This is a genomic window from Janibacter indicus (assembly GCF_900176385.1).
Lineage (GTDB): Bacteria > Actinomycetota > Actinomycetes > Actinomycetales > Dermatophilaceae > Janibacter > Janibacter indicus.
This window is the reverse complement of sequence record NZ_FWXN01000008.1, coordinates 44,763-64,602: the sequence shown is the minus strand read 5'-3', so window position 1 is coordinate 64,602 and position 19,840 is coordinate 44,763. Positions and strand designations below refer to the sequence as shown.

At 72.1% G+C, this 19,840-nt stretch carries 19 protein-coding genes; 10 read left to right on the top strand and 9 right to left on the bottom strand.

Annotated features, from left to right (window positions below; translation table 11 throughout):
- Positions 1–26: 26 nt before the first annotated feature.
- The 3 genes from B9B60_RS10730 to B9B60_RS10720 all read right to left on the bottom strand — a co-directional run bounded on the left by B9B60_RS10730 (position 27) and on the right by B9B60_RS10720 (position 3,542).
- Complete coding sequence (locus B9B60_RS10730) at positions 27–1,274, bottom strand: S1C family serine protease (protein WP_234993844.1); 1,248 nt, start codon at positions 1,272–1,274, stop codon at positions 27–29.
- 86 nt (positions 1,275–1,360) lie between these two features.
- Positions 1,361–2,821 (bottom strand): sensor histidine kinase, encoded by a 1,461-nt coding sequence (locus tag B9B60_RS10725; RefSeq protein ID WP_084451396.1) that lies wholly within the window; start codon positions 2,819–2,821, stop codon positions 1,361–1,363.
- A gap of 7 nt (positions 2,822–2,828) precedes the next feature.
- Positions 2,829–3,542 carry a response regulator transcription factor gene (locus B9B60_RS10720; RefSeq protein WP_072623607.1) on the bottom strand — a complete coding sequence of 238 codons (714 nt, stop codon included), beginning with the start codon at positions 3,540–3,542 and terminating at the stop codon, positions 2,829–2,831.
- A gap of 176 nt (positions 3,543–3,718) precedes the next feature.
- Between B9B60_RS10720 and ehuB the strand changes: the two genes are divergently transcribed.
- From ehuB to ehuA, 4 genes are read left to right on the top strand one after another with little or no spacing between them, the layout of a single operon-like run.
- The gene (ehuB, locus tag B9B60_RS10715) at positions 3,719–4,606 is read left to right on the top strand and encodes an ectoine/hydroxyectoine ABC transporter substrate-binding protein EhuB (protein ID WP_084451395.1); all 888 of its coding nucleotides are present in this window, start codon (positions 3,719–3,721) and stop codon (positions 4,604–4,606) included.
- A complete protein-coding gene (gene ehuC, locus B9B60_RS10710; protein WP_072623609.1) occupies positions 4,603–5,301 on the top strand; it encodes an ectoine/hydroxyectoine ABC transporter permease subunit EhuC in 699 nt (232 codons plus the stop codon). Before ehuB ends, ehuC begins: the two co-directional genes overlap by 4 nt.
- Positions 5,301–5,969, top strand: coding sequence for an ectoine/hydroxyectoine ABC transporter permease subunit EhuD (gene ehuD, locus B9B60_RS10705; RefSeq protein ID WP_084451394.1), 669 nt, complete (start codon positions 5,301–5,303; stop codon positions 5,967–5,969). The genes ehuC and ehuD overlap by 1 nt, the downstream gene beginning before the upstream one ends.
- A 34-nt stretch (positions 5,970–6,003) precedes the next feature.
- The gene (gene ehuA, locus B9B60_RS10700) at positions 6,004–6,759 is read left to right on the top strand and encodes an ectoine/hydroxyectoine ABC transporter ATP-binding protein EhuA (RefSeq protein WP_084451393.1); all 756 of its coding nucleotides are present in this window, start codon (positions 6,004–6,006) and stop codon (positions 6,757–6,759) included.
- A gap of 4 nt (positions 6,760–6,763) precedes the next feature.
- On the opposite strand, the gene B9B60_RS10695 is transcribed toward ehuA, so the two are convergent.
- Together B9B60_RS10695 and B9B60_RS10690 are read right to left on the bottom strand one after the other, a co-directional pair.
- A complete protein-coding gene (locus B9B60_RS10695; RefSeq protein WP_084451392.1) occupies positions 6,764–8,398 on the bottom strand; it encodes a DNA repair helicase XPB in 1,635 nt (544 codons plus the stop codon).
- Positions 8,399–8,400: 2 nt separating this feature from the next.
- Complete coding sequence (locus B9B60_RS10690) at positions 8,401–8,838, bottom strand: hypothetical protein (protein WP_084451391.1); 438 nt, start codon at positions 8,836–8,838, stop codon at positions 8,401–8,403.
- Between the two features lie 70 nt (positions 8,839–8,908).
- On the opposite strand from B9B60_RS10690, the gene B9B60_RS10685 reads away from it, so the two are divergent.
- Entirely contained in the window at positions 8,909–9,847 is a 939-nt protein-coding gene (locus B9B60_RS10685) for a hydroxymethylglutaryl-CoA lyase (protein ID WP_084451565.1), read from the top strand.
- A 15-nt stretch (positions 9,848–9,862) separates the two neighbouring features.
- Here the strand turns inward: B9B60_RS10685 and B9B60_RS10680 are convergent, their stop codons facing one another.
- Positions 9,863–12,061 (bottom strand): helicase-associated domain-containing protein, encoded by a 2,199-nt coding sequence (locus B9B60_RS10680; protein WP_084451390.1) that lies wholly within the window; start codon positions 12,059–12,061, stop codon positions 9,863–9,865.
- Positions 12,062–12,075: 14 nt separating this feature from the next.
- Positions 12,076–13,386 carry an MFS transporter gene (locus B9B60_RS10675; RefSeq protein ID WP_084451389.1) on the bottom strand — a complete coding sequence of 437 codons (1,311 nt, stop codon included), beginning with the start codon at positions 13,384–13,386 and terminating at the stop codon, positions 12,076–12,078.
- Between the two features lie 126 nt (positions 13,387–13,512).
- Between B9B60_RS10675 and B9B60_RS10670 the strand changes: the two genes are divergently transcribed.
- Together B9B60_RS10670 and B9B60_RS10665 are read left to right on the top strand one after the other, a co-directional pair.
- Positions 13,513–13,908 (top strand): cold-shock protein, encoded by a 396-nt coding sequence (locus B9B60_RS10670; protein WP_072623615.1) that lies wholly within the window; start codon positions 13,513–13,515, stop codon positions 13,906–13,908.
- Position 13,909: 1 nt separating this feature from the next.
- Positions 13,910–14,647, top strand: a complete 738-nt coding sequence (locus B9B60_RS10665) for a DUF3027 domain-containing protein (protein WP_084451388.1) — start codon at positions 13,910–13,912, stop codon at positions 14,645–14,647.
- A gap of 12 nt (positions 14,648–14,659) precedes the next feature.
- On the opposite strand, the gene B9B60_RS10660 is transcribed toward B9B60_RS10665, so the two are convergent.
- Complete coding sequence (locus B9B60_RS10660; protein WP_084451564.1) at positions 14,660–14,920, bottom strand: DUF2530 domain-containing protein; 261 nt, start codon at positions 14,918–14,920, stop codon at positions 14,660–14,662.
- Between B9B60_RS10660 and B9B60_RS10655 the strand changes: the two genes are divergently transcribed.
- The 3 genes from B9B60_RS10655 to B9B60_RS10645 all read left to right on the top strand — a co-directional run bounded on the left by B9B60_RS10655 (position 14,919) and on the right by B9B60_RS10645 (position 18,283).
- Complete coding sequence (locus tag B9B60_RS10655) at positions 14,919–16,403, top strand: NCS2 family permease (protein WP_084451387.1); 1,485 nt, start codon at positions 14,919–14,921, stop codon at positions 16,401–16,403. The two genes, B9B60_RS10660 and B9B60_RS10655, sit on opposite strands and share 2 nt — an antisense overlap.
- Before the next feature lie 162 nt (positions 16,404–16,565).
- Entirely contained in the window at positions 16,566–17,003 is a 438-nt protein-coding gene (locus tag B9B60_RS10650; protein WP_223277735.1) for a MarR family winged helix-turn-helix transcriptional regulator, read from the top strand.
- Positions 17,000–18,283 carry an MFS transporter gene (locus B9B60_RS10645; RefSeq protein ID WP_084451386.1) on the top strand — a complete coding sequence of 428 codons (1,284 nt, stop codon included), beginning with the start codon at positions 17,000–17,002 and terminating at the stop codon, positions 18,281–18,283. Before B9B60_RS10650 ends, B9B60_RS10645 begins: the two co-directional genes overlap by 4 nt.
- Before the next feature lie 60 nt (positions 18,284–18,343).
- On the opposite strand, the gene B9B60_RS10640 is transcribed toward B9B60_RS10645, so the two are convergent.
- The gene (locus tag B9B60_RS10640) at positions 18,344–19,837 is read right to left on the bottom strand and encodes a glycosyltransferase family 39 protein (RefSeq protein WP_084451385.1); all 1,494 of its coding nucleotides are present in this window, start codon (positions 19,835–19,837) and stop codon (positions 18,344–18,346) included.
- Positions 19,838–19,840 lie beyond the last annotated feature (3 nt).

Here is a 19,840-nt window from a genome sequence, read left to right as displayed (position 1 = left end):
GTCTGCTGAGCACGTGGCTCCCCAGATCACCCCTGGGACGTCGGGGCCGTCCCGAGGGTGGCTTCGATGGTCTGCTCCTCGCCGTCGCGGACGACGGCGAGCGAGACCTTGGTCCCGATCCGGTGCGAGCGGATGATCCCGACGAGCGACTCGGCCGAGGTGACCGTGCTGTCGTCGACGCCCACGACGAGGTCGCCCTCCTGCAGGCCGGCCTCGGCGGCGGGGCTGCCGTCGGAGACCGAGCGGATCTGGGCGCCGGAGCGGGTCGCGGACCCGAGCTCGGCGGTGCCGTCGCTGGGGGTGACCCCGAGGAAGGCGTGCTCGGCCTGACCGTCCTCGATGAGCTGCTCGGCGATCCACTGGGCCTCGTCGACGGGGATCGCGAAGCCGATGCCGATGCTGCCGGACTGGCCGCTGCTGCTGCCCAGGCTGGCGATGGAGGAGTTGATGCCGACGAGGCGACCGGCCGCGTCGACGAGCGCGCCGCCCGAGTTGCCCGGGTTGACCGCCGCCGAGGTCTGGATCGCCGAGGTGACGACCTGGCTCGACTGCTGCTGCTGGCCGAAGGGGTCCTGCTGCTCGCTCTCGGTGGAGCTGGTCGTCACGGGGCGGTCGAGGGCGCTGACGATGCCCGTGGTCACCGTGCCGGAGAGGCCGAGGGGGTTGCCGACCGCCATGACCGGGTCGCCGACCTCCAGGCCCGAGGAGGAGCCGACGGTGATCGGCTGCAGGTCATCGGGCGGGTCCTCGAGGGTGAGCACCGCCAGGTCGGTCGAGGCGTCCTCGCCGGCGATGCTCGCCCGGTAGGTCTTGCCGTCGGAGAGGGTGACCGTGATCGTCGCGTCGTCGCCCGCCCCGCTCACGACGTGGTGATTGGTGAGGACGTGCCCCTCCTTGTCCAGGACGACCCCGGACCCCTCGCCGCCGGAGCCGCCCGCCGAGACGGTGATCGAGACGACGCTCGGCGTGACGGCGGCGGTCACGGCGTTCCAGTCGGGGTTGGTCTTGGAGGCGCTGCTCACCGGGACCACGCTGGCGGCGGAGTCACCGGATGTGCTCGCGCTCGTCGACGAGGCGGCGGTCGTGCCGTCGTCGGTGAGCGACATGACACCCCAGGTGCCACCGCTGGCCAGGGCCGCGGTGAGGACCGCGACCGCGGTCAGCTCGCCGATACGGCGTCCCCGGTGGCGCGGCATGCGCGGCGGCGGGGGAGTGGCGAGCGCCGAGGCGTACGAAGGGTGCTGCGGCGGCAGTGGCGCGGTGGGCTGGTCCATCGTGGGGCTCCTTCTCGAGGCTGTGCGACCCACTCTGCGCCGCGGACTTCTGATCGTCCTTGGCCCCACCTGTCAGATTGCTGTGATCAGACGTGGCCGGGGCGCGCCGGTGTCGCGCCCGGCAGCTCGACGCGGAAGGTCGCGCCGCCGCCCGGGGTCTCGCGGACCGCGACGGTGCCGGAGTGCTGGGCGACGATGGCCAGGCCGAGGCCGCTGCCACCGCGTGCCCGCGAGCGGGCCTTGTCGACCCGGTAGAAGCGTTCGAAGACCCGGGCGGCCACCTCGGGGTCGATGCCGGCGCCGTGGTCGCGGACCTCGAGGACTGCTCGGTCGCCGACCTGGCCGGTGCGGACCTCGACGAGCACGTCGTCGGCGGTGTGCATGAGGGCATTGCCGATGAGGTTGCTCAGCACCTGCCGCAGCCGGCCGTCGTCGCCGCGGACGACCGCGGGCCGCAGGTCGCCGTCGAGACCGGCGAGCTGGATCGACCGGTGGGGAGCCCGGGCGCGGGCGTCGTGGACGGTCTCGGCGGACAGGACGACGAGGTCGACGTCCTCGAGCTCCAGCGGGCGTTGGTCGTCGAGGCGGGCCAGCAGCAGCAGGTCGTCGACGAGCCCGGTCATGCGCGAGGCCTCGCCCTCGATCCGCTCCATCGCCTGGGTCGTCTGGTCGGGGCCCTGGACGGCGCCCTGCCGGTAGAGCTCGGCGTAGCCGCGGACGGTCGCGAGCGGGGTGCGCAGCTCGTGGCTCGCGTCGGCGACGAACTGGCGCATCTTGGTCTCGGACGCCTCCTGCACGGCGAAGCTGCGCTCGACCTGACCGAGCATGGAGTTGAGCGACTCGCTCAGGCTCGCGACCTCGTCATGGCTGTGGCGCACGGGGACACGTCGGGTCAGGTCGCCGGCGGCGATGGCCGCGGCGGTGTCCTCGATGCGACGAAGGGGGCGGAAGGCCCGGCGGGTGGCGAACCAGCCGAGGACCCCGCAGGTCGCCAGGGCCCCCAGACCGACGGAGGCGGTGACGATGACGTAGCGGCCGATGACCTTGTTGACCCCGGACAGCGGCATGCCGACGGCGAAGGTCGAGCCGTCCTCGTAGCGGCCGGCGATGAAGCGCCACTGGACGGTGCCGTCGAGCGACTCGACGGTGAAGGGCTGGTTGGTGATGGCCCGCGCGTCGTCGGCACGGATGACGGGCACGTCGGGGCGGGAGCTCACGCCCGTGGGGAAGCGGTACTGCCAGGCGTCGCCGTCGGCGGGCTGGCGCACGAAGAAGAGGTTGGTCGGTCCGCTGCGCGGCTGGTAGAAGTCCGGGGTCTCGCCCCCGGTCGACAGCCCGGAGCTGTCCTCGGCGACCGGGATGGCGACCGTGCGCAGCTGTTCGTCGACATTGGCCTCGAGGTCGCGCTGGAGCAGCCACGCCGTCGTCAGCGAGGTCGCGAGCAGCGCCGCGAGCAGCAGCGTCAGCAGGATGACGACGAGCCGCCAGGTGAGCGGCATCGCCTCCAACCGGCGGACGACGGGCGCGGTGACGCGCTCGAGGCTCATGGGCGGGTCACTCGGGCGGCAGGCGCAGCACGTAGCCGAAGCCGCGCTTGGTGTGGATGAGCGGCGGCAGCCCCTCGGTGTCGATCTTGCGGCGCAGGTAGGAGATGTAGGACTCGACGATCCCCATCTCGCCCCGGAAGTCGTAGTCCCACACGTGGTCGAGGATCTGGGCCTTCGACAGGACGCGGTTGGGGTTGAGCATGAGGTAGCGCAGCAGCTTGAACTCGGTCGGCGAGACGTCGATGACCCGCCCGGCGCGGCGGACCTCGTGGGCCTCGTCGTCGAGCTCGAGGTCGGCGAAGCGCAGCACCGACTCGGTGGAGGGGATGTCGGTCGTGCGGCGCAGGATGACCCGGATGCGGGCGATGACCTCCTCGAGGGAGAAGGGCTTGGTGACGTAGTCGTCGCCGCCGACGGTCAGGCCCTTGAGCTTGTCGTCGAGGGAGTCGCGCGCGGTGAGGAAGAGGATCGGCTGGTGGCGCTCGGAGGCGCGCAGCCGGGAGGCGACCTCGAAGCCGTCGGTGTCGGGGAGCATGACGTCGAGGACGATGAGGTCGGGCTCCATGCGGTGCACCGCGTCGAGCGCGCTCGCGCCGTCGCCGGCCACCTCGACCTCGAAGCCGGCGAAGCGCAGCGACGTGGCGAGCAGCTCGCGGATGTTGGGCTCGTCCTCGACGACCAGCAGGTGGGGGGCGTCGACGGAGGTGGTGGGAGTGCTCACCCGTCGAGTGTGCGCCCGTTGTCTGGGTGTCGGCTGAACGAGCGCTGGGCGCGGTGGGGTCACGGAGTGACAACGAAGGGGGCGGGAACCCCCCTTCGCGCCGTTGATTTGGTCGGGTGGGGGGACTCGGAGGACCGGGAGGGGCCCGGCGAAGAACCTCCGAGGGGAGGAAACACGTGCGTCACTCACGAACTCTGGCCGGAACCGCAGCACTGACCCTCGCTCTCACCTTGGCCGCCTGCGGCTCCGACTCCGGATCGGACGGTGGGTCGGGCGACAAGCTCGCCGAGCTCAAGGAGGAGGGGACGATCACCGTCGCCTTCGCCGGTGAGGAGCCCTACTCCTTCGAGAAGGACGGGGAGCTCACCGGGGCCACCATCGCCCTGCACAAGAAGATCTTCAAGGACATGGGGATCAAGGAGGTCAAGGGCGTCAAGACGGAGTGGAATGCGCTCATCCCGGGCCTGAAGGCCGGCCGCTACGACGCCATCTCCGCGGGCATGTCGATCCTGCCGGACCGCTGCAAGGAGGCCTCCTTCGGCGACCCGGAGATCCTCTACACGACGGCGCTCATGGTGCCCGAGGGCAACCCCAAGAACCTCAAGGACCTCGACGACGTCAAGAAGTCCGGCGCCAAGCTCGCGACGATGAGCGGCGCCATCGAGACCGACTACGCCAAGTCGCTCGACATCGAGGCCACCCAGGTCAAGTCCCCGCAGGACGGCATGGACGCGGTGGCACGCGGCAGCAGCGACGTCTTCGCGCTGACCGGGATCTCCCTGCGGACCATGGACGAGAACAACCCCGACGTTAAGGTCGAGGTCACCGACTCCTTCGTCGCCGTCGTCGACGGCAAGGAGCAGGTCGGCGCCGGCGCGACCGTCTTCAAGAAGGGTGACGACACCCTGCGCGATGCCTACAACGAGGAGCTCGCCAAGATCACCGGCGACGAGAAGGCCTACACCGACGTCATCGGCGAGTTCGGCTTCACCGACGCCGAGCGGCCCAAGGGCGACCTGACGACCGAGCAGCTCTGCAAGGGCGAGCTGCCGGACGCCAAGTGACCGATCATCTCGACGCGCTCCGGGATGCCCTGCCGAGACTGGGCGAGGGCGTGCTCGTCACGCTCCAGCTCACGCTCGGCGGGGCCCTGGTCGCCTTCGTCGTCTCGGTCGCCCTCGGCCTGCTGAGCATCAGCCCCGTCGCACCCCTGCGGTGGCTCGCGACGATCGTCGTGGAGTTCTTCCGCGGCACCTCGCTCGTCGTGCAGCTCTTCTGGCTCTATTACGTCATGCCGCTCTTCGGGGTCAGCTGGGATGCCGTGCTCACCGGCGTCATCGCGCTCGGGCTCAACTACGGCGCCTACGGCGCGGAGATCGTGCGCGGCTCGATCAATGCCGTCGACCGCGGCCAGTGGGAGGGCGCCAAGGCCCTCAACATGTCGCCGCTGACCCGCATGCGTCGGATCATCTGGCCGCAGGCCTGGGTGCTCATGCTCTCCGGCTACAACAACCTGCTCGTCATGCTCATCAAGGGCACGGCCGTGGCGCTCTTCATCGGGCTGCAGGACCTCGCCTACGAGATCGACCAGCTGCGCATCAACACGACGACGATCTTCGCCTACGGCATCGGCCTGATCATCTACTACCTCTTCGCGCTCGTCTTCTCCTCCGGTCTGCGACAGCTGGAGAAGCGTGCCCGTCGTCGACTCGGCCTGCCCACCCGCAGTGCCCACGCCGGAGCGGGGGTGGCGCTGTGATGAGGCCCGCCATCACCTTCGAGGAGTTCTGGAGCTGGGAGGCCGCCCGTGAGCTGGCGCCCGAGATCATCGAGGCCTTCTTCACGGCCACCCTGCTCATCACCGTCGTCGGCACGGCCGTCGCCGTCGTCGTGGGCCTGCTCCTGGCCGTGATCACCCAGGTCGCACCGACGCTCCTGTCGCGTCCCGTGCGCTGGGTCATGGACGTCATCCGGATGACGCCGCTCATCGTCCAGCTCGTCTTCGCGAAGTTCCTCGTGCCCGTGGACTGGGACATGCTCTGGGTCGGGACGGTGGTCATCGGTATCCACTACGCGACCTACATGGCCGAGTCCTTCATCGCCGGCATCCGCTCGGTCGACACCGGCCAGTGGGAGGCGGCCCGCGCGCTCAGCCTCCCGCAGGGGCGCACCTGGCGGGACATCGTCCTCCCGCAGGCCCTCCGCTCGACGCTCCCGGCCCTGGGCAACTGGGCCATCTCGATGTTCAAGGACACCCCCTACCTCTTCGCCATCACGGTGCTCGAGATGGTCACCGTCGCCCAGCAGGCCGGCGGCAACACCTTCCGCTACAACGAGGCCTTCACCATCGCGGGGCTGATCTTCCTCGTCGCGAGCCTCGTCACCGCCTTCGCCGTCCGCAGATTGGAAAAAGCTCTTGTCTACTGACCCGACCGGGGGGACGCCCCCTTCGTCCACCCCCGTGATCCGCTTCGAGGACGTCGAGAAGTCCTTCGGGGACCACACGGTGCTGTCGGACCTGCACTTCGACGTCGCCCAGGGCGAGCGGGTGACGCTCATCGGCCCGAGCGGCTCGGGCAAGACGACGATCCTGCGGCTCGTCATGACGCTCGAGGAGCTCACCGGCGGCTACATCTGGATCGACGGCAAGCCGCTGACCCACGACCGCCGCGACGGCAAGCGGGTCCGCCTGCGGGAGAAGGAGGTTGCCCAGACCCGCAAGAAGATCGGCATGGTCTTCCAGCACTTCAACCTCTTCCCCAACATGTCGGTCATCGACAACGTCACCGAGGCGCCCGTGCACGTCCTCGGGCGGAGCAAGGACGAGGCCCGCGAGCGCGGGCTGGCGCTGCTCGACCAGGTGGGCCTGAAGGACCGAGCCGACGAGCACCCCAGCCGCCTGTCCGGAGGTCAGAAGCAGCGGGTCGCGATTGCCCGGGCCCTGGCGATGGACCCGAAGATCCTGCTGCTCGACGAGGTGACCTCGGCGCTCGACCCGGAGCTCGTCGGCGACGTGCTCGGTGTGCTGCGCGATGTCGCGGACTCGACGGACATCTCGATGCTCATCGTCACCCACGAGATGCAGTTCGCGCGCGACGTCTCGCACAAGGTGATGATGTTCGACCACGGGCAGATCCTCGAGCAGGGCACGCCCGACGCGATCCTCAGCAACCCCGAGCACGAGCGGACGAAGCGCTTCCTGACCTCGATCCTGTGACGGGCTAGAGGTCGTCGGCGTCGACGATTCGGTAGGCGTAGCCCTGCTCGGCGAGGAAGCGCTGGCGGTGGGCGGCGAACTCGGCGTCGACGGTGTCGCGCGTGACGACGGTGTAGAAGTGCGCGGTGCGGCCGTCCCCCTTCGGCCGCAGGACCCGACCGAGGCGCTGGGCCTCCTCCTGGCGTGAGCCGAAGGTCCCGCTCACCTGGATGGCGACGGTCGCCTCCGGCAGGTCGACGGAGAAGTTGGCCACCTTGGAGACCACGAGCAGGCTCGAGCGGCCCTCGCGGAAGTCGGCGAAGAGCTGCTGGCGCTCCTTGACCGAGGTCTCGCCGGTGATGAGGTCGGCGTCGAGCTGCTCGGCGAGCTCGTGCAGCTGGTCGAGGTACTGACCGATGACGAGGGTCGGCTCGCCGCGGTGCTGCTCGACGAGCGAGCGGACGACGGGCAGTTTGACCGGTGAGCACGAGGCGAGCCGGTAGCGGTCGTCGGGCTCGGCCGTCGCATAGGCCATGCGCTCGGAGTCGCTGAGCGTCACCCGCACCTCGACGCAGTCGGCGGGCGCGATGTAGCCCTGCGCCTCGATGTCCTTCCACGGCGCGTCGAAGCGCTTGGGGCCGATGAGCGAGAAGACGTCGGCCTCGCGGCCGTCCTCGCGGACGAGGGTGGCCGTCAGCCCGAGCCGGCGACGGGCCTGCAGGTCGGCGGTCATCCGGAAGATGGGCGCCGGCAGCAGGTGGACCTCGTCGTAGACGATCAGGCCCCAGTCGCGGGCGTCGAGCAGGTCGAGGTGCGGGTAGACGCCCTTGCGCTTGAGCGTGAGCACCTGGTAGGTCGCGATGGTGACCGGACGGATCTCCTTGCGCGCCCCGGAGTACTCGCCGATCTCGTCCTCGGTGAGCGAGGTGCGCTCGAGCAGCTCCTGCTTCCACTGCCGGGCACTGACGGTGTTGGTCACGAGGATGAGCGTCGTGGCGCTCGCGGCGGCCATCGCGCCGGCTCCGACGAGGGTCTTGCCCGCGCCGCACGGCAGGACGACGACGCCGGAGCCACCGTCCCAGAAGCCGTCGACCGCCTGCTGCTGGTAGGGCCGCAGCGTCCAGCCGTCCTCGGTGAGGTCGATGGGGTGGGCCTCGCCGTCGACGTAGCCGGCCCGGTCGTCGGCGGGCCAGCCGACCTTGAGCAGTTCCTGCTTGAGTGTGCCCCGCTCGGAGGGGTGGACGACGACCTCGTCGGGGGAGAGCTGGGCGCCGAGCAGCGGCGTGATCTTCTTGTGCCGCATGACCTCGGTGAGCACGGCCCGGTCGGTGGCGCGCAGCACGAGCTGCTCACCATCCTTTTCCAGCACGAGCCGGCCGTAGCGGTCCATCGTCTCGGCGACGTCGACGAGCAGCGCCTGCGGCACGGGGTAGCGCGAGTGGGTGATGAGGGCGTCGACGACCTGCTCCGCGTCGTGGCCCGCGGCGCGGGCATTCCACAGGCCGAGCGGCGTGACCCGGTAGGTGTGGATGTGCTCCGGTGCGCGCTCCAGCTCGGCGAAGGGGGCGATGGCCCGCCGCGCGTCGGCGGCCCGCTCGTGGTCGACCTCGAGCAGGAGCGTCTTGTCGCTCTGGACGATCAGGGCACCGTCGGGGGCCACGCTCAGGCCTCGCTCAGGGCGACGACGGCGATGAAGCCCATGACGGCGAGCAGCCCGATGGCGAAGAGCGCGGCGAAGGTGATCCAGCCGTAGCGGGTCAGCCGGTCGGCGCCCTCGGGGTCGGAGGAGTTCTTGGTCATGGCGACGATGCCCATGACGAGCGACGGGATGCCGACCCAGCAGCAGTAGCCGGACATCGTCATGATCGCCGAGAGGATGACCAGGACGATGACCGAGGCGCCCATGGGCCGCGGCGGCGCATAGGCGTAGGCATACGGCGGCGGCAGGGCCGGCGGCGCCTGCTGGGGTGCCGGGGTCGCAGGGTAGGGGGCGGGCGGCCGGGTCTCGTCGGGTCGGCCCACGGGGAGGTAGGGGTCGCTCGAGTAGGGGTCGCTGCCGCTCGGGTCGGGCCGCTGGCTCGGGTACGGGTCGTTGCTCATCCTGTGCTGTCCTCCCGGGCCGACGACTGCGGCCCGGGCCCACGGTACGTGATGGGGGATCATGGGCTCCATGAGTCGTGCACTGCCGCAGACCGAGCCCGCCAGCGACCTGACCCCACGGGTGACGATCTACGAGGTCGGCCCGCGTGATGGCCTGCAGAACGAGTCGTCGAGCGTGCCCACCCCCGTCAAGGCGGAGTTCGTCCGCCGACTCGTCGCGGCGGGGCTCGAGACGGTCGAGACGACCTCCTTCGTCTCGCCGCGGTGGGTCCCGCAGCTCGCCGACGCGGCCGAGCTCCTCGCCGACCTCGACGAGGTGGGGCGAAGCCCCCTTCGGCCCGTGCTCGTGCCCAACGAACGCGGTCTGGACCGCGCCCTCGAGGCCGGCGTGGGGGCGGTCGCGATCTTCGGCAGCGCGACGGAGACCTTCGCGCAGAAGAACCTCGGGCGCTCGCAGGCGGAGTCGGTGCAGATGTTCGCCCCCGTGGTCCGCCGGGCACAGGAGGCCGGCCTGTGGGTGCGCGCCTACGTGTCGATGTGCTTCGGCGACCCGTGGGAGGGGCCGGTGCCCGTCGACCAGGTGGCCGATGCCTGCGCCGAGCTGATGGACCTCGGCTGCGACCAGCTCTCCGTCGGCGACACGATCGGCACCGGCACGACCGGGCACGTCGAGGCGCTGCTCGCCGCCCTCGACCGGCGCGGGGTCGGCGTGGACCGGATCGGCGTGCACTTCCACGACACCTACGGGCAGGCCCTGGCCAACACCCTCACGGCCCTGCGCGCCGGCGTGACCGTCGTCGACGCCTCGACCGGCGGGCTCGGCGGCTGCCCCTATGCGAAGTCGGCGACGGGCAACCTGGCCACCGAGGACCTCGTGTGGATGCTCGACGGGGCGGGTGTCGAGACCGGTGTCGACCTCGACGCGCTCGTCGAGACGAGCGCGTGGATGGCGCAGCAGCTCGGCAAGCCCTCGCCCTCGCGGGTCGTCAAGGCGCTGTCGGGCGGGTGACCCGGCGAGCCCGGCTCAGCCGTCGATGACGACGCCGGTGATGCGGTGCAGCGAGTAGGTCTGCGGCTTCGCGTCGACCTCGCCGATGACGCGGCCACCCTCGACGGCGAGGGGGTGGAAGAGCAGCCGGCGGGTGGCGCCGACGGCGTCGGTGACGCCGATCCATGCGGCGAGCCGGTCGGCGGCTGCCTCGCGCAGCAACGCGGAGCTGCTCGCGGGGTCGAGAGCGGGGATGCTCGGCCCGTCGGGGGTGCCGGCGGTGCGCCGGGCGGCGGCGCGCGCCTCGCCGGCGCGGAGGCGCTCGAGTACCTCCTGTGCCGGCTCGGGGCGGACCTCGAGGACGGGGCGAGCGGTGCGCGGCGTGATCCGCGACCCGGTGGGCGTGCTGCTCACGACACCGCCGGATCCCTCGAGCGCCGGCGCGGCGCCGATCTCGCGCAGCGCGTCGAGCAGGGTCGTGGGGCCGGCCGGCGAGACGAGGACGGTCGGGGCGATCTGCCGCAGCTGGAGGTGGCCGAGGTCGCGGTGGCCGAGGAGCGCCTCGAGGTGCGTCGGGTCGTCACTGCGCAGATAGCTGCCGGCGCTGCCGACCCGCAGCTGCCCGTGGCGGCGGGCCACGTCGCGCACGAGGTAGTCCAGCGGCTGGGGCACAGGCGTGGCGCTGAAGCGAGCGAGCGACTCGAGCAGGTCGTCGGCGGTCCACCCGGCGTCGAGCGCCCCGCGCAGCGCGGCCTCGGTGAAGCGGTGCACGCTCGCGCCGCCTCGTGACTCGAGCACCGAGCTGCGGCGGAGCATCGCCGCGAGCTCGGGCACCGGAGTGCCCGGCACGATTGCCGTGAGGTCGGCCTGCAGGAGCAGCTGGTCGACGGGGTCGGGGACGAGCTCGGCCAGCCGCTCGGTCGCGGCGGCCTCGTCGCTGAGCAGCAGCCGGCCGAAGGAGCCGAGGGCCCCGCGACCGGTGACGCCGAGGGACTCGCCCTCGCGCAGCAGCGCGGCGACGACCTCGTCGGCCTGGTGGGGCATGCGGCGTGGACGGCGCTGGTGGAGCAGGTGCACGACGGTCGCCGTGTCGGGGGCGCTGCCGGCCGGGAGCGCGGCGAGGATCTCGAGCACCTCGTGGCGCAGCGCCCGCACCGGCGGCCAGACCATGCCCTCGGACAGGGCGTTGACCCGCCCGCCGTCTTCGGGGGCGGGCACGACGGTGGCGCGCAGGGAGTGCAGCCAGAGCAGGGCGAGCGCGCTCCAGCGCCGCCCGGGTGCGAGGGCGCGCCAGTCCTCGACGACGGTGGTGAGGCGCCAGGTCGGGTCGAGCGCGTGGTCGTCGGCGAGCAGGGCCGCGCCCAGGGCGAGCTCGAGGAGCAGGGTGGTGGCGGCCTCGTCGAGGTCGATGCGGGTGGCCAGGGTGCGCAGGTCGCGCACCGCGAGACCGCCGCTGCGCAGGACCCGCGGGCGCAGGGCATCGGCGTGGTCGAGCAGCTCGTCGACCAGGGCGACGAGCTCGGTGGCCGAGGCGGTTGCGGCTCGGTCGACGTCGTCGGGGTCGTAGGTCGGGGATGTCGTGGCCTGCTCGCGCGGCTCGGGGTGCAGGCGGCCGCCGCGGACGGCCAGCCCCACCTCGCGTGGCACGACGACGTGCTCGGCGTCGGGGGCGGCCAGGAGACCGGCGTCGACGAGCGCGGCGACGGCCCGCCCGGTGCGTCCCTCCGGGTCGCCGGGGACGGCGGCCGTGGGACCGTGCGCGGTGATGTGGCCCAGGACCTGGCTCTGCTCGGCGGGGAGGTCGGCGAGGGTCGTCGGCAGGTCGAGGGGCAGCGCGTGACCGAGGGTCGCGGCGCTTGGGCCGAGCCCCGCGGGGTGCGGGCCGAGGACGTCGGTGACGGTGCGGGCCAGGACCGGGCCGTCGGGGGAGCGCCACAGCAGGGCCGCGGCCGTCAGGTCGTCGACGAGGGTGGCGGCCTCGTGCTCGTCCACCCCGACGAAGGGGGCGATGGTCGCCGGGTCCGTCGAGCCGGTGACGGCACAGGCCTGCAGGGCGCTCAGGTGGTCGAGGTCGAGGTGGTCGACGGCGCGGGCCGTGCTCGCGCGGGTGCTCGCCCGGGCGGCCAGGGCGGTGAGATCGGCAGGCTGCGGTCGCGCCAGGTCGGGTCGCAGCTCGAGCAGCGCGACCAGCTCGGCGTCGGAGCGGTCGCGGATGTCCTCGGCGAGGGAACGCACCGACCCACGGTAGTTCAGTGCACGGACGGCTCGTCGGTCGCGGTCACCGGGAGTCCGTTGACCGCGGGGCTGACGATCCGCTCCAGCCGCAGGAAGAGCCAGGCCGTGACGACGAGCCCGGCGACGACGACGAGGACGAAGGTCGTCGACAGGTCGCGCTCGAGCAGCACCCCGGCGACGAGCGGCCCGAGCACCCCGCCGGCCATGAAGGCCGTGGACTGGGCGGCGTTGACCCGGCCCCGCAGGTGGTCGGGCGCCATGTCGTTGGTGATCGCGGGGAGCGTCGGCTGCAGCAGGGTCTCGCCGAGGCCGAAGAGGGTGAGGAAGGCGACGACGAGCACGGCCGCCGCGAGGCTCCCCGGGAGCTGGCCGCTCAGGCCGAGGGCGAGCCACGCGACCGCCCAGATGCCGAGCATGACGAGGCCGACGCGGGTGCGCCGGTGGCCCTCGATGCGCTGGAGCACCCAGAACTGCAGCAGGACGATGACGGCGGTGTTGGCCGCGAAGGCCAGCCCGACGACGGAGGTGCTCACCTGCGCCACCCCGTGCGCGAAGGCCGGGATGCCGGCCTCGAGCTGGCCGTAGCCGACGAAGCTCGTGACGAGCGCCAGCAGCAGCACCCACCGCATGCCGGGCAGCCGCAGGACCGTCGCGTAGCTCGCGGTGGCGGAGCCGTCGTCGGGGTGCTCGGCGCGGGCGTGCACATGACGAAGGGGGCCGAGCAGCCAGATGCCGGGGATGAGCACGAGGACGGCGTCGACGAGGAAGATCGTCTCGAAGGTCACCGGCCGGGCGACGTCGACGAAGGCCCCGGCGATGAGCCCGCCCGCGCCGATGCCGAGGTTGAGCAGGGCGAAGTTGACCCCGAAGTACCTCTGCCGCAAGGGCCCTCGCACCAGCGCGGAGATGAAGGTGTTGGACGCCGACCAGCCGATGCTCTGCGACAGGCCCATGAGCACCGCGCCGAGGACCGCGATCGGCAGGCTCGTCGCGAAGGCGAGCGCGACCGCCCCGAGGCTCTGGCACACGCCGGCGACGATGAGCATCCACCGGGCGCCGAGGAGGTCGGTGAGGGCGCCCATCGGCGCCGCGGCCAGGGCGGCCACCAGCGCGAGCAGGGCCATGATCGAGCCCGCGGTGTCGAGGGAGAAGCCGCGCACCTCGTGCAGGTAGATGACCGTGAAGGGCAAGGTCATGCCCCGCCCGAGGTGCTGGACGGCGACGGTCGAGAGGAGGAACCTCCCTTCGCGCGGCAGCGCCCGCCAGAAGCCGGCCAGACCCGACCCGATCTCGTCGGCGGGGAGGTCCTTGGGCAGCGTGGTCACGAGGGGCAATGCTGCCCCACGGCACCGACGGCCGACCACTGCGTTTCGGCCTGCTCGGGTTAGCCTTGGGGGCGGTGCACGATCCGGTGCGCCCACACACTTTCGTATGCGAGCAAGAGGTGCACGGTGCCCACTGGCAAGGTCAAGTGGTACGACGCGGAGAAGGGCTTCGGCTTCATCTCCGGGGACGACGGCGCGGACATCTTCCTCCACGCCAATGCCCTGCCCGAGGGCACGACGACGCTCAAGGGCGGTACCCGCGTGGACTACGGCATCGTCGAGGGCCGCCGCGGCGCCCAAGCTCTGGCGGTCAAGGTCCTCGACACCCCGCCGAGCGTCACCTCCAACCTGCGCCAGCGCGACCGCAAGGGCGCCGAGGACATGGCCGCGATCGTCGAGGACGTCATCAAGCTCCTCGACGGCATCGGCAACGGCCTGCGCCGTGGTCGCTACCCCGACAAGGCGCAGGGCGCCAAGGTCGCGCAGGTCCTGCGCCGCGTCGCCGACGACCTGGAGGGCTGAGATGGCACGCGCCAAGTCCGATGCCGTGCTCGCGGCCGCGGTCGAGCCGGCCCGTCGCGAGCTGCTCGAGGCGACGAAGGGGGAGGGCGTCGGCGAGCACGTCGGCTTCACCCTCGACGGCGAGCGGCTCGGCACTCACTGGTTCGCCGCGACCCTGCCCGGCTACGGCGGGTGGGCGTGGGCGGTGACGGTCACCCGCGCCCCGCGCGCCAAGACGGCGACCGTCTGCGAGACCCAGCTGCTGCCCGGCGACGACGCGATCCTCTCGCCGGAGTGGCTGCCGTGGGCTGACCGGCTCGCCCCCGGCGACGTCGGCCCCGGCGACGTCACGCCCAAGATCGACGACGACCCCAACCTCGAGGCCGGCTTCGAGGCCACGGGCGACGAGGACGTCGACGCGGTGGCCCTGTGGGAGCTCGGTCTCGGGCGCCCGCGGGTGCTGTCCGCCGAGGGCCGCGACCGGGCCGCTCAGCGTTGGTACGACGGCGCCCACGGTCCGACCGCCGAGGTCGCGACCAAGGCTCCCGCGCGCTGCGCGGGGTGCGGCTACTTCATCCCGATGGCGGGCGCCCTGCGCTCGGTCTTCGGCGTCTGCGCCAACGAGTGGAGCCCGAGCGACGGCGGCGTCGTCAGCCGCGACCACGGCTGTGGCGCCCACTCCGAGATCGACATGGACGCCCCCGAGCCGGAGAAGGTCGGCGAGCCGATCCTCGACGACGAGGTGCTCGAGGTCCTCTAGGCCTGCTCGGCCCTAGGCCTGCTCGGCATTGCCGCGGCCGCGGCGCAGGTAGCCCCAGCCGAGCAACCCCAGGGTGAGGCCGGTGACGCACGTCCACGGCCACCACGACCGGTCGCCGGTGTGCCAACCGGGCACGACGAGGGTCGCGACGAGGGCGAGCAGCCACAGCAGCGAGCCCACGAGGACGATCCGGGTCATGGCCCCAGCGTAGGTGCGGGGCAGGGGGATCGGATGCAGGAGCACGGCCGCCACGGCAATACGATGTCGGCCCATGAGCACCCCTGCTGCCCGCCCGTCGACGGAGGGCTCCGCTCTCGAGCGGTACTTCAAGATCACCGAACGCGGCTCGTCCGTCAGCCGCGAGGTCCGTGGTGGGTTCGCCACCTTCTTCACCATGGCCTACATCGTCGTCCTCAACCCGCTGATCATCGGCACCCAGGAGGACTCGACCGGAGGCTTCCTCGGCGGCGGTGACGGGCCCAACCTCGCGATGGTCGCGGCCTGCACCGCGCTCGTCGCCGGCGTGATGACCCTCCTCATGGGTGTCGTCGCCAACTATCCGCTGGCGCTCGCGGCCGGCCTGGGGCTCAACGCCTTCGTCGCCTTCGGCATCGCCAAGCTGCCCGAGATGACCTGGGCCGACGCGATGGGCCTGATCGTCCTCGAGGGCCTGATCATCCTGCTGCTCGTGCTCACCGGCTTCCGCAAGGCGGTGCTGCACGCCGTGCCGCCGCCGCTCAAGACGGCGATCAGCGTCGGCATCGGCCTCTTCATCACCGTCGTCGGTCTCGTCGACGCCGGCTTCGTGCGCAAGGCCGAGGGCGGCCCGCTGGGTGAGCTCGGGGTCGGCGGCTTCCTCGCCGGCTGGCCGCTGCTCGTCTTCGTCATCGGCCTCTTCATCATCATCACGCTGCACGTGCGCGGGGTGAAGGGCGCGATCCTCTACGGCATCCTCGGCACGACGATCCTCGCGATGGTCGTCGAGGCGGTCTTCGACATCGGCGGCCAGACCAACGAGGCCGGCGAGCTGGTCAACCCGACCGGCTGGGGGCTCAACGTCCCGAGCCTGCCGAGCTCGCTCGTCGCGACCCCGGACTTCGGCCTCCTCGGCGACTTCAACCTCCTCGGCTCCTTCGACAAGATCGGCATCGTCTCCGCGGCGCTGCTCGTCTTCACGATCCTGCTTGCCGACTTCTTCGACACGATGGGCACGATGGTCGCTGTCGGCGCCGAGGGCGACCTGCTCGACGAGGAGGGCAACCCGCCCAACAGCCAGAAGATCCTCGTCGTCGACTCGCTCGCCGCGGTCGCTGGTGGTGCCGCCTCGGTCAGCTCCAACACGAGCTACATCGAGTCCGCCTCGGGTGTCGGCGAGGGCGCGCGCACGGGTCTGGCCTCGGTGGTCACCGGCGTGCTCTTCCTGCTGACGACCTTCCTGTCGCCGCTCGTCGCCGTCGTGCCCTACGAGGCCGCGACCCCGGCGCTCGTGCTCGTGGGCTTCCTCATGATGCAGCAGGTCAAGGAGATCGACTGGGACGACCTGGAGATCGCCATCCCGGCCTTCCTGACGATCATCCTCATGCCCTTCACCTACTCGATCACCGCGGGCATCGGCGCCGGCTTCGTCAGCTATGTCTTCATCAAGGTGGTGCGTGGCAAGGCCGCGACGATCCACCCGCTCATGTGGCTCGTCGGCGTGCTCTTCGTCCTCTACTTCGGCATCGACCCGATCAAGGGGATCCTCGGCGTCGAGTGACGGGCCCCTCCCACTTCGCAGGACTTACCCCCGCTTCGCAAGGGTTCCAAACCCTTGCGAAGCGGGGGTTTTCCGGGTCACCCGAGAATCCCGGGACAGGTGGGATTAGTTAGCACAGGTAATGAGTTGTGCTAACGTGTTCTGGCGAGCGAAGGGAGATCCGTGTCCGGTGACGAGGTGGGCCACGAGGCCATCAGCAGCCTGAGCGAGGACCTGCGCCTCGCGTGCATGCGGATCAGTCGGCGGGTCCGCTTCGAGAGCACCGACGCCATTGCGCCGCACCAGTTCTCGGTCCTGTCGCGGCTCGAGGACGGGCCGCTCACCCCGCGCGCCCTGGCCGACGTCGAAAAGGTCTCGGCCCCGAGCATGACCCGCACGGTCGGCTGCCTCGCCGACGACGGCCTCGTCGAGCGGCACGACGACCCGCAGGACGGGCGCCGGGTGCTCGTCGAGCTCACCGCCGAGGGGCGCGCCACGCTGACGCTCACCCGCCGCCGCCGAGACAAGTGGATGACCGAGCGGGTCGCCGAGCTCACCGGCGACGAGCAGGCGACCCTGCGGGCCGCCACCGACCTGCTGCAGCGGATCGCCGCCCGATGAGCCCCACCTTCGCCTCCCTCTCGATCCGCAACTACCGCATCTACGCCCTGGGCGCGATCGTCTCCAACGTCGGCACCTGGATGGGCCGCGTCGCCCAGGACTGGGTCGTGCTCACCGAGCTCACCGATCACTCGGCGAGCGCGCTGGGCATCGTCACCGGCCTGCAGTTCCTCCCGATGCTGCTCCTCGCGCCGTGGACCGGCGCGGTCGTCGACCGCTTCCCCAAGCGCTCGCTGCTGCTGCTCACCCAGGCGGTGCTCGGCCTGACCGCGCTCGTCGGCGGTGTTCTCGTCGTCACCGGGGCGGCGCAGCTGTGGCACTTCTACCTGCTGGCGCTCATGACCGGCGTCGCCACGGCCTTCGACAACCCGGCGCGGCAGACCTTCGTCTCCGAGATGGTGCCGCGCGAGCGGCTGAGCAATGCGGTCGCCCTCAACAGCGCCTCCTTCAACCTCGGCCGGCTCATCGGCCCGGCGGTCGCCGGTCTCGTCATCGCGGGCATCGGCTCGGGCCAGGCGCTGCTCGTCAACTCGCTGTCCTTCGTCACGGTCATCGTCGCGCTGCTCGCTCTGCGGGCGAGCGAGCTGACCCCGGCCCCGCGCGTGACCGGCCGCGGCTCGGCCCGCGAGGGCCTGCGCTACGTGCGCGGCCGGCCCGACATCATCCTCGTCATGGTGCTGATCTTCGTCCTGGGCACCTTCGGCATGAACTTCCAGATCACCATCGCGCTCATGGCCACCCAGGTCTTCGGGCGGGGCGCCGAGGGCTACGGCCTGCTCGGCTCGATCATGGCGGTCGGCTCGCTGAGCGCCGCGCTGCTCGCCGCCCGGCGCAGCGAGCCGCGGCTGCGGGTGCTGCTGCTCTCGCTCGTCGGCTTCACCTTCGCCGCGGCCGGGACCGCGATCGCCCCGACCTACGCGAGCTTCGCGGTGGCGCTCGCGGCGTGCGGCCTGACCGCTCTGACGGCGATGACGACGGCCAATGCCATGGTCCAGATGCGCACCGACCCGATGATGCGCGGCCGCGTCATGGCCCTCTACATGGCGATCTTCTTCGGCGGGACACCGCTCGGCGCGCCGATCATCGGCTGGGTCGGCGACGTCCTCGGCCCGCGCTGGACGATCGGCATCGGGGCCGCCGCGGTCGGGATCACGCTCGTCGGAGTCTCGATCTGGCTCGGTCGGCACGAGAATGTCGAGGTGACCTACTCCAGCCAACGCCGACCCCGGGTGCGGGTCTCCTCCGCGCCGACCCACGACGTGCCGCAGGCCGCCCGATGACCCCGCGCTTCCGCCGGGTCATGACGTGGGTCGTACTCGCCTCCCTCGTCCTCGTCGCGATCATCGCGGCGCTGTAGGCCGACTCGCGCCCCCGGACGCTGCCGGGCGAAGGGGGCCGCAGCCCGGGTCCGGCACGAAGGCCGGGTGCGGGTCGGCCTGCCGGACGAAGAGCACGAGGTCGCCGACCCGGTGCTCGGAGTAGGGCACCGGACGGCAGGCCCGCCACAGGTGCGGGTCCATGGCGTCCGAGCGGGCGGCATAGGAGCGGTCGACGAGCAGGGCCCGGGGCGCCAGGCTGCCCGGCATCGTCGTCGTCAGCCGGCGGCCCGGCAGCGCGACCTGCGTCGGCCAAGGGTCGGACCAGATCGTGATCGTCGTCCCCTCGGGCACCTCGCGCGCGAGCACGTCCGGGGCGAGGGTGAGCCCGCTGGGCTCGGTGCGGGCCACGGCGCCGACGTGGTCAGCGGCGAGGACGACGGCGGGCAGGAGGGCGAGCGCGGCCCCGCCCGACGCCACGGGCCCGGCCCACCGCCCGGCGGGTCCACGCCGGGTGGCCCGGTGGCTCGGCGCCAGCGCACACCCCGCGAGCGCGAGGAGCAGCGGCCACCAGACGTACTGGTAGTGGCCGAGCTGCACGGGGGAGAGGCTCATCGCGACGACGAGACCGAGCAGGGTCGTGGCGACGGGCGCGAGCCGCGCCCCGTGCCGGGCCAACCCGACGAGGGCACCGAGGACGAGCCCGGCAGCCGCGAGCGGCCCGAGCCGTTGAAGCGCGAACCACAGCGAGGTCCACCATGGCGCGTGGTGGTGGGTCTGCCCCGCGACGACGACGGTGTGCCCCGCCTCGGCGTGGCCGAGCTGGAAGGTCACCGGCGTGGTCATCGCCCGCAGCGCCTCGCCCTCCATCGGGACGAAGGGGAAGACCCAGGTCACCCCGGCCGCGACCAGTGCCGCGGCGGCGAGGGGGACGACGGTGCGCGCGGGGCGGTGCCGCAGCAGGAGCAGCGCTGCCGGGAGCAGGCCGACGAGGGCGAGGGCGCCGGTGAGCTTGGCCGCGGCGGCCAGCCCGGCGAGGGCGCCACCGACGAGGAGCCAGCGCGGGTCGCGCCGGGTGACCGTGAGGGTCCAGGCGAGCTGGGCGGCGACGAGCCCGCAGGTCATCACCGACTCGAGGGTGGCGGTGCGCCCGGGAGCCCAGGGGAGGGTCCACCACAGCAGCGCCGTGGCGATGCCGACGAGGGCGGTCCACCGGCCGGGGCGCCCGACCTGCCACACGAGGAGGGCGAGGAGGAGCCCGGTGACCCACGCGGCGAGCGCTGCGGGCAGGCGGTCGGCGACGACCGTGTCGCCGAGCCCGAGGTGGGTGAGGGCCATGAGCTGCTTGGCCAGCGGCGGGTGCTGCGCATTGGTGAGCCACTGCCCCTCGAGCATGTCGAGGGCGGCCTGGCGGTAGTAGAGCTCGTCACCGCGCAGGTGGAGGGCGTCGAGCCGCCACCCGAGCGTCCACGCGCCCACGCCGCCGGCGGCGAGCAGCCCGACGTGCCGGGCGCGCACCCG

Excerpts from the sequence above, each read along its gene's own strand:
- B9B60_RS10730 (WP_234993844.1), bottom strand. The coding sequence starts at position 1,274 with ATGGACCAGCCCACCGCGCCACTGCCGCCGCAGCACCCTTCGTACGCC.
- B9B60_RS10725 (WP_084451396.1), bottom strand. The coding sequence starts at position 2,821 with ATGAGCCTCGAGCGCGTCACCGCGCCCGTCGTCCGCCGGTTGGAGGCG.
- ehuD (WP_084451394.1), top strand. The coding sequence starts at position 5,301 with ATGAGGCCCGCCATCACCTTCGAGGAGTTCTGGAGCTGGGAGGCCGCC.
- B9B60_RS10690 (WP_084451391.1), bottom strand. The coding sequence starts at position 8,838 with ATGAGCAACGACCCGTACCCGAGCCAGCGGCCCGACCCGAGCGGCAGC.
- B9B60_RS10685 (WP_084451565.1), top strand. The coding sequence starts at position 8,909 with ATGAGTCGTGCACTGCCGCAGACCGAGCCCGCCAGCGACCTGACCCCA.
- B9B60_RS10665 (WP_084451388.1), top strand. The coding sequence starts at position 13,910 with ATGGCACGCGCCAAGTCCGATGCCGTGCTCGCGGCCGCGGTCGAGCCG.
- B9B60_RS10655 (WP_084451387.1), top strand. The coding sequence starts at position 14,919 with ATGAGCACCCCTGCTGCCCGCCCGTCGACGGAGGGCTCCGCTCTCGAG.
- B9B60_RS10660 (WP_084451564.1), bottom strand. The coding sequence starts at position 14,920 with ATGGGCCGACATCGTATTGCCGTGGCGGCCGTGCTCCTGCATCCGATC.
- B9B60_RS10645 (WP_084451386.1), top strand. The coding sequence starts at position 17,000 with ATGAGCCCCACCTTCGCCTCCCTCTCGATCCGCAACTACCGCATCTAC.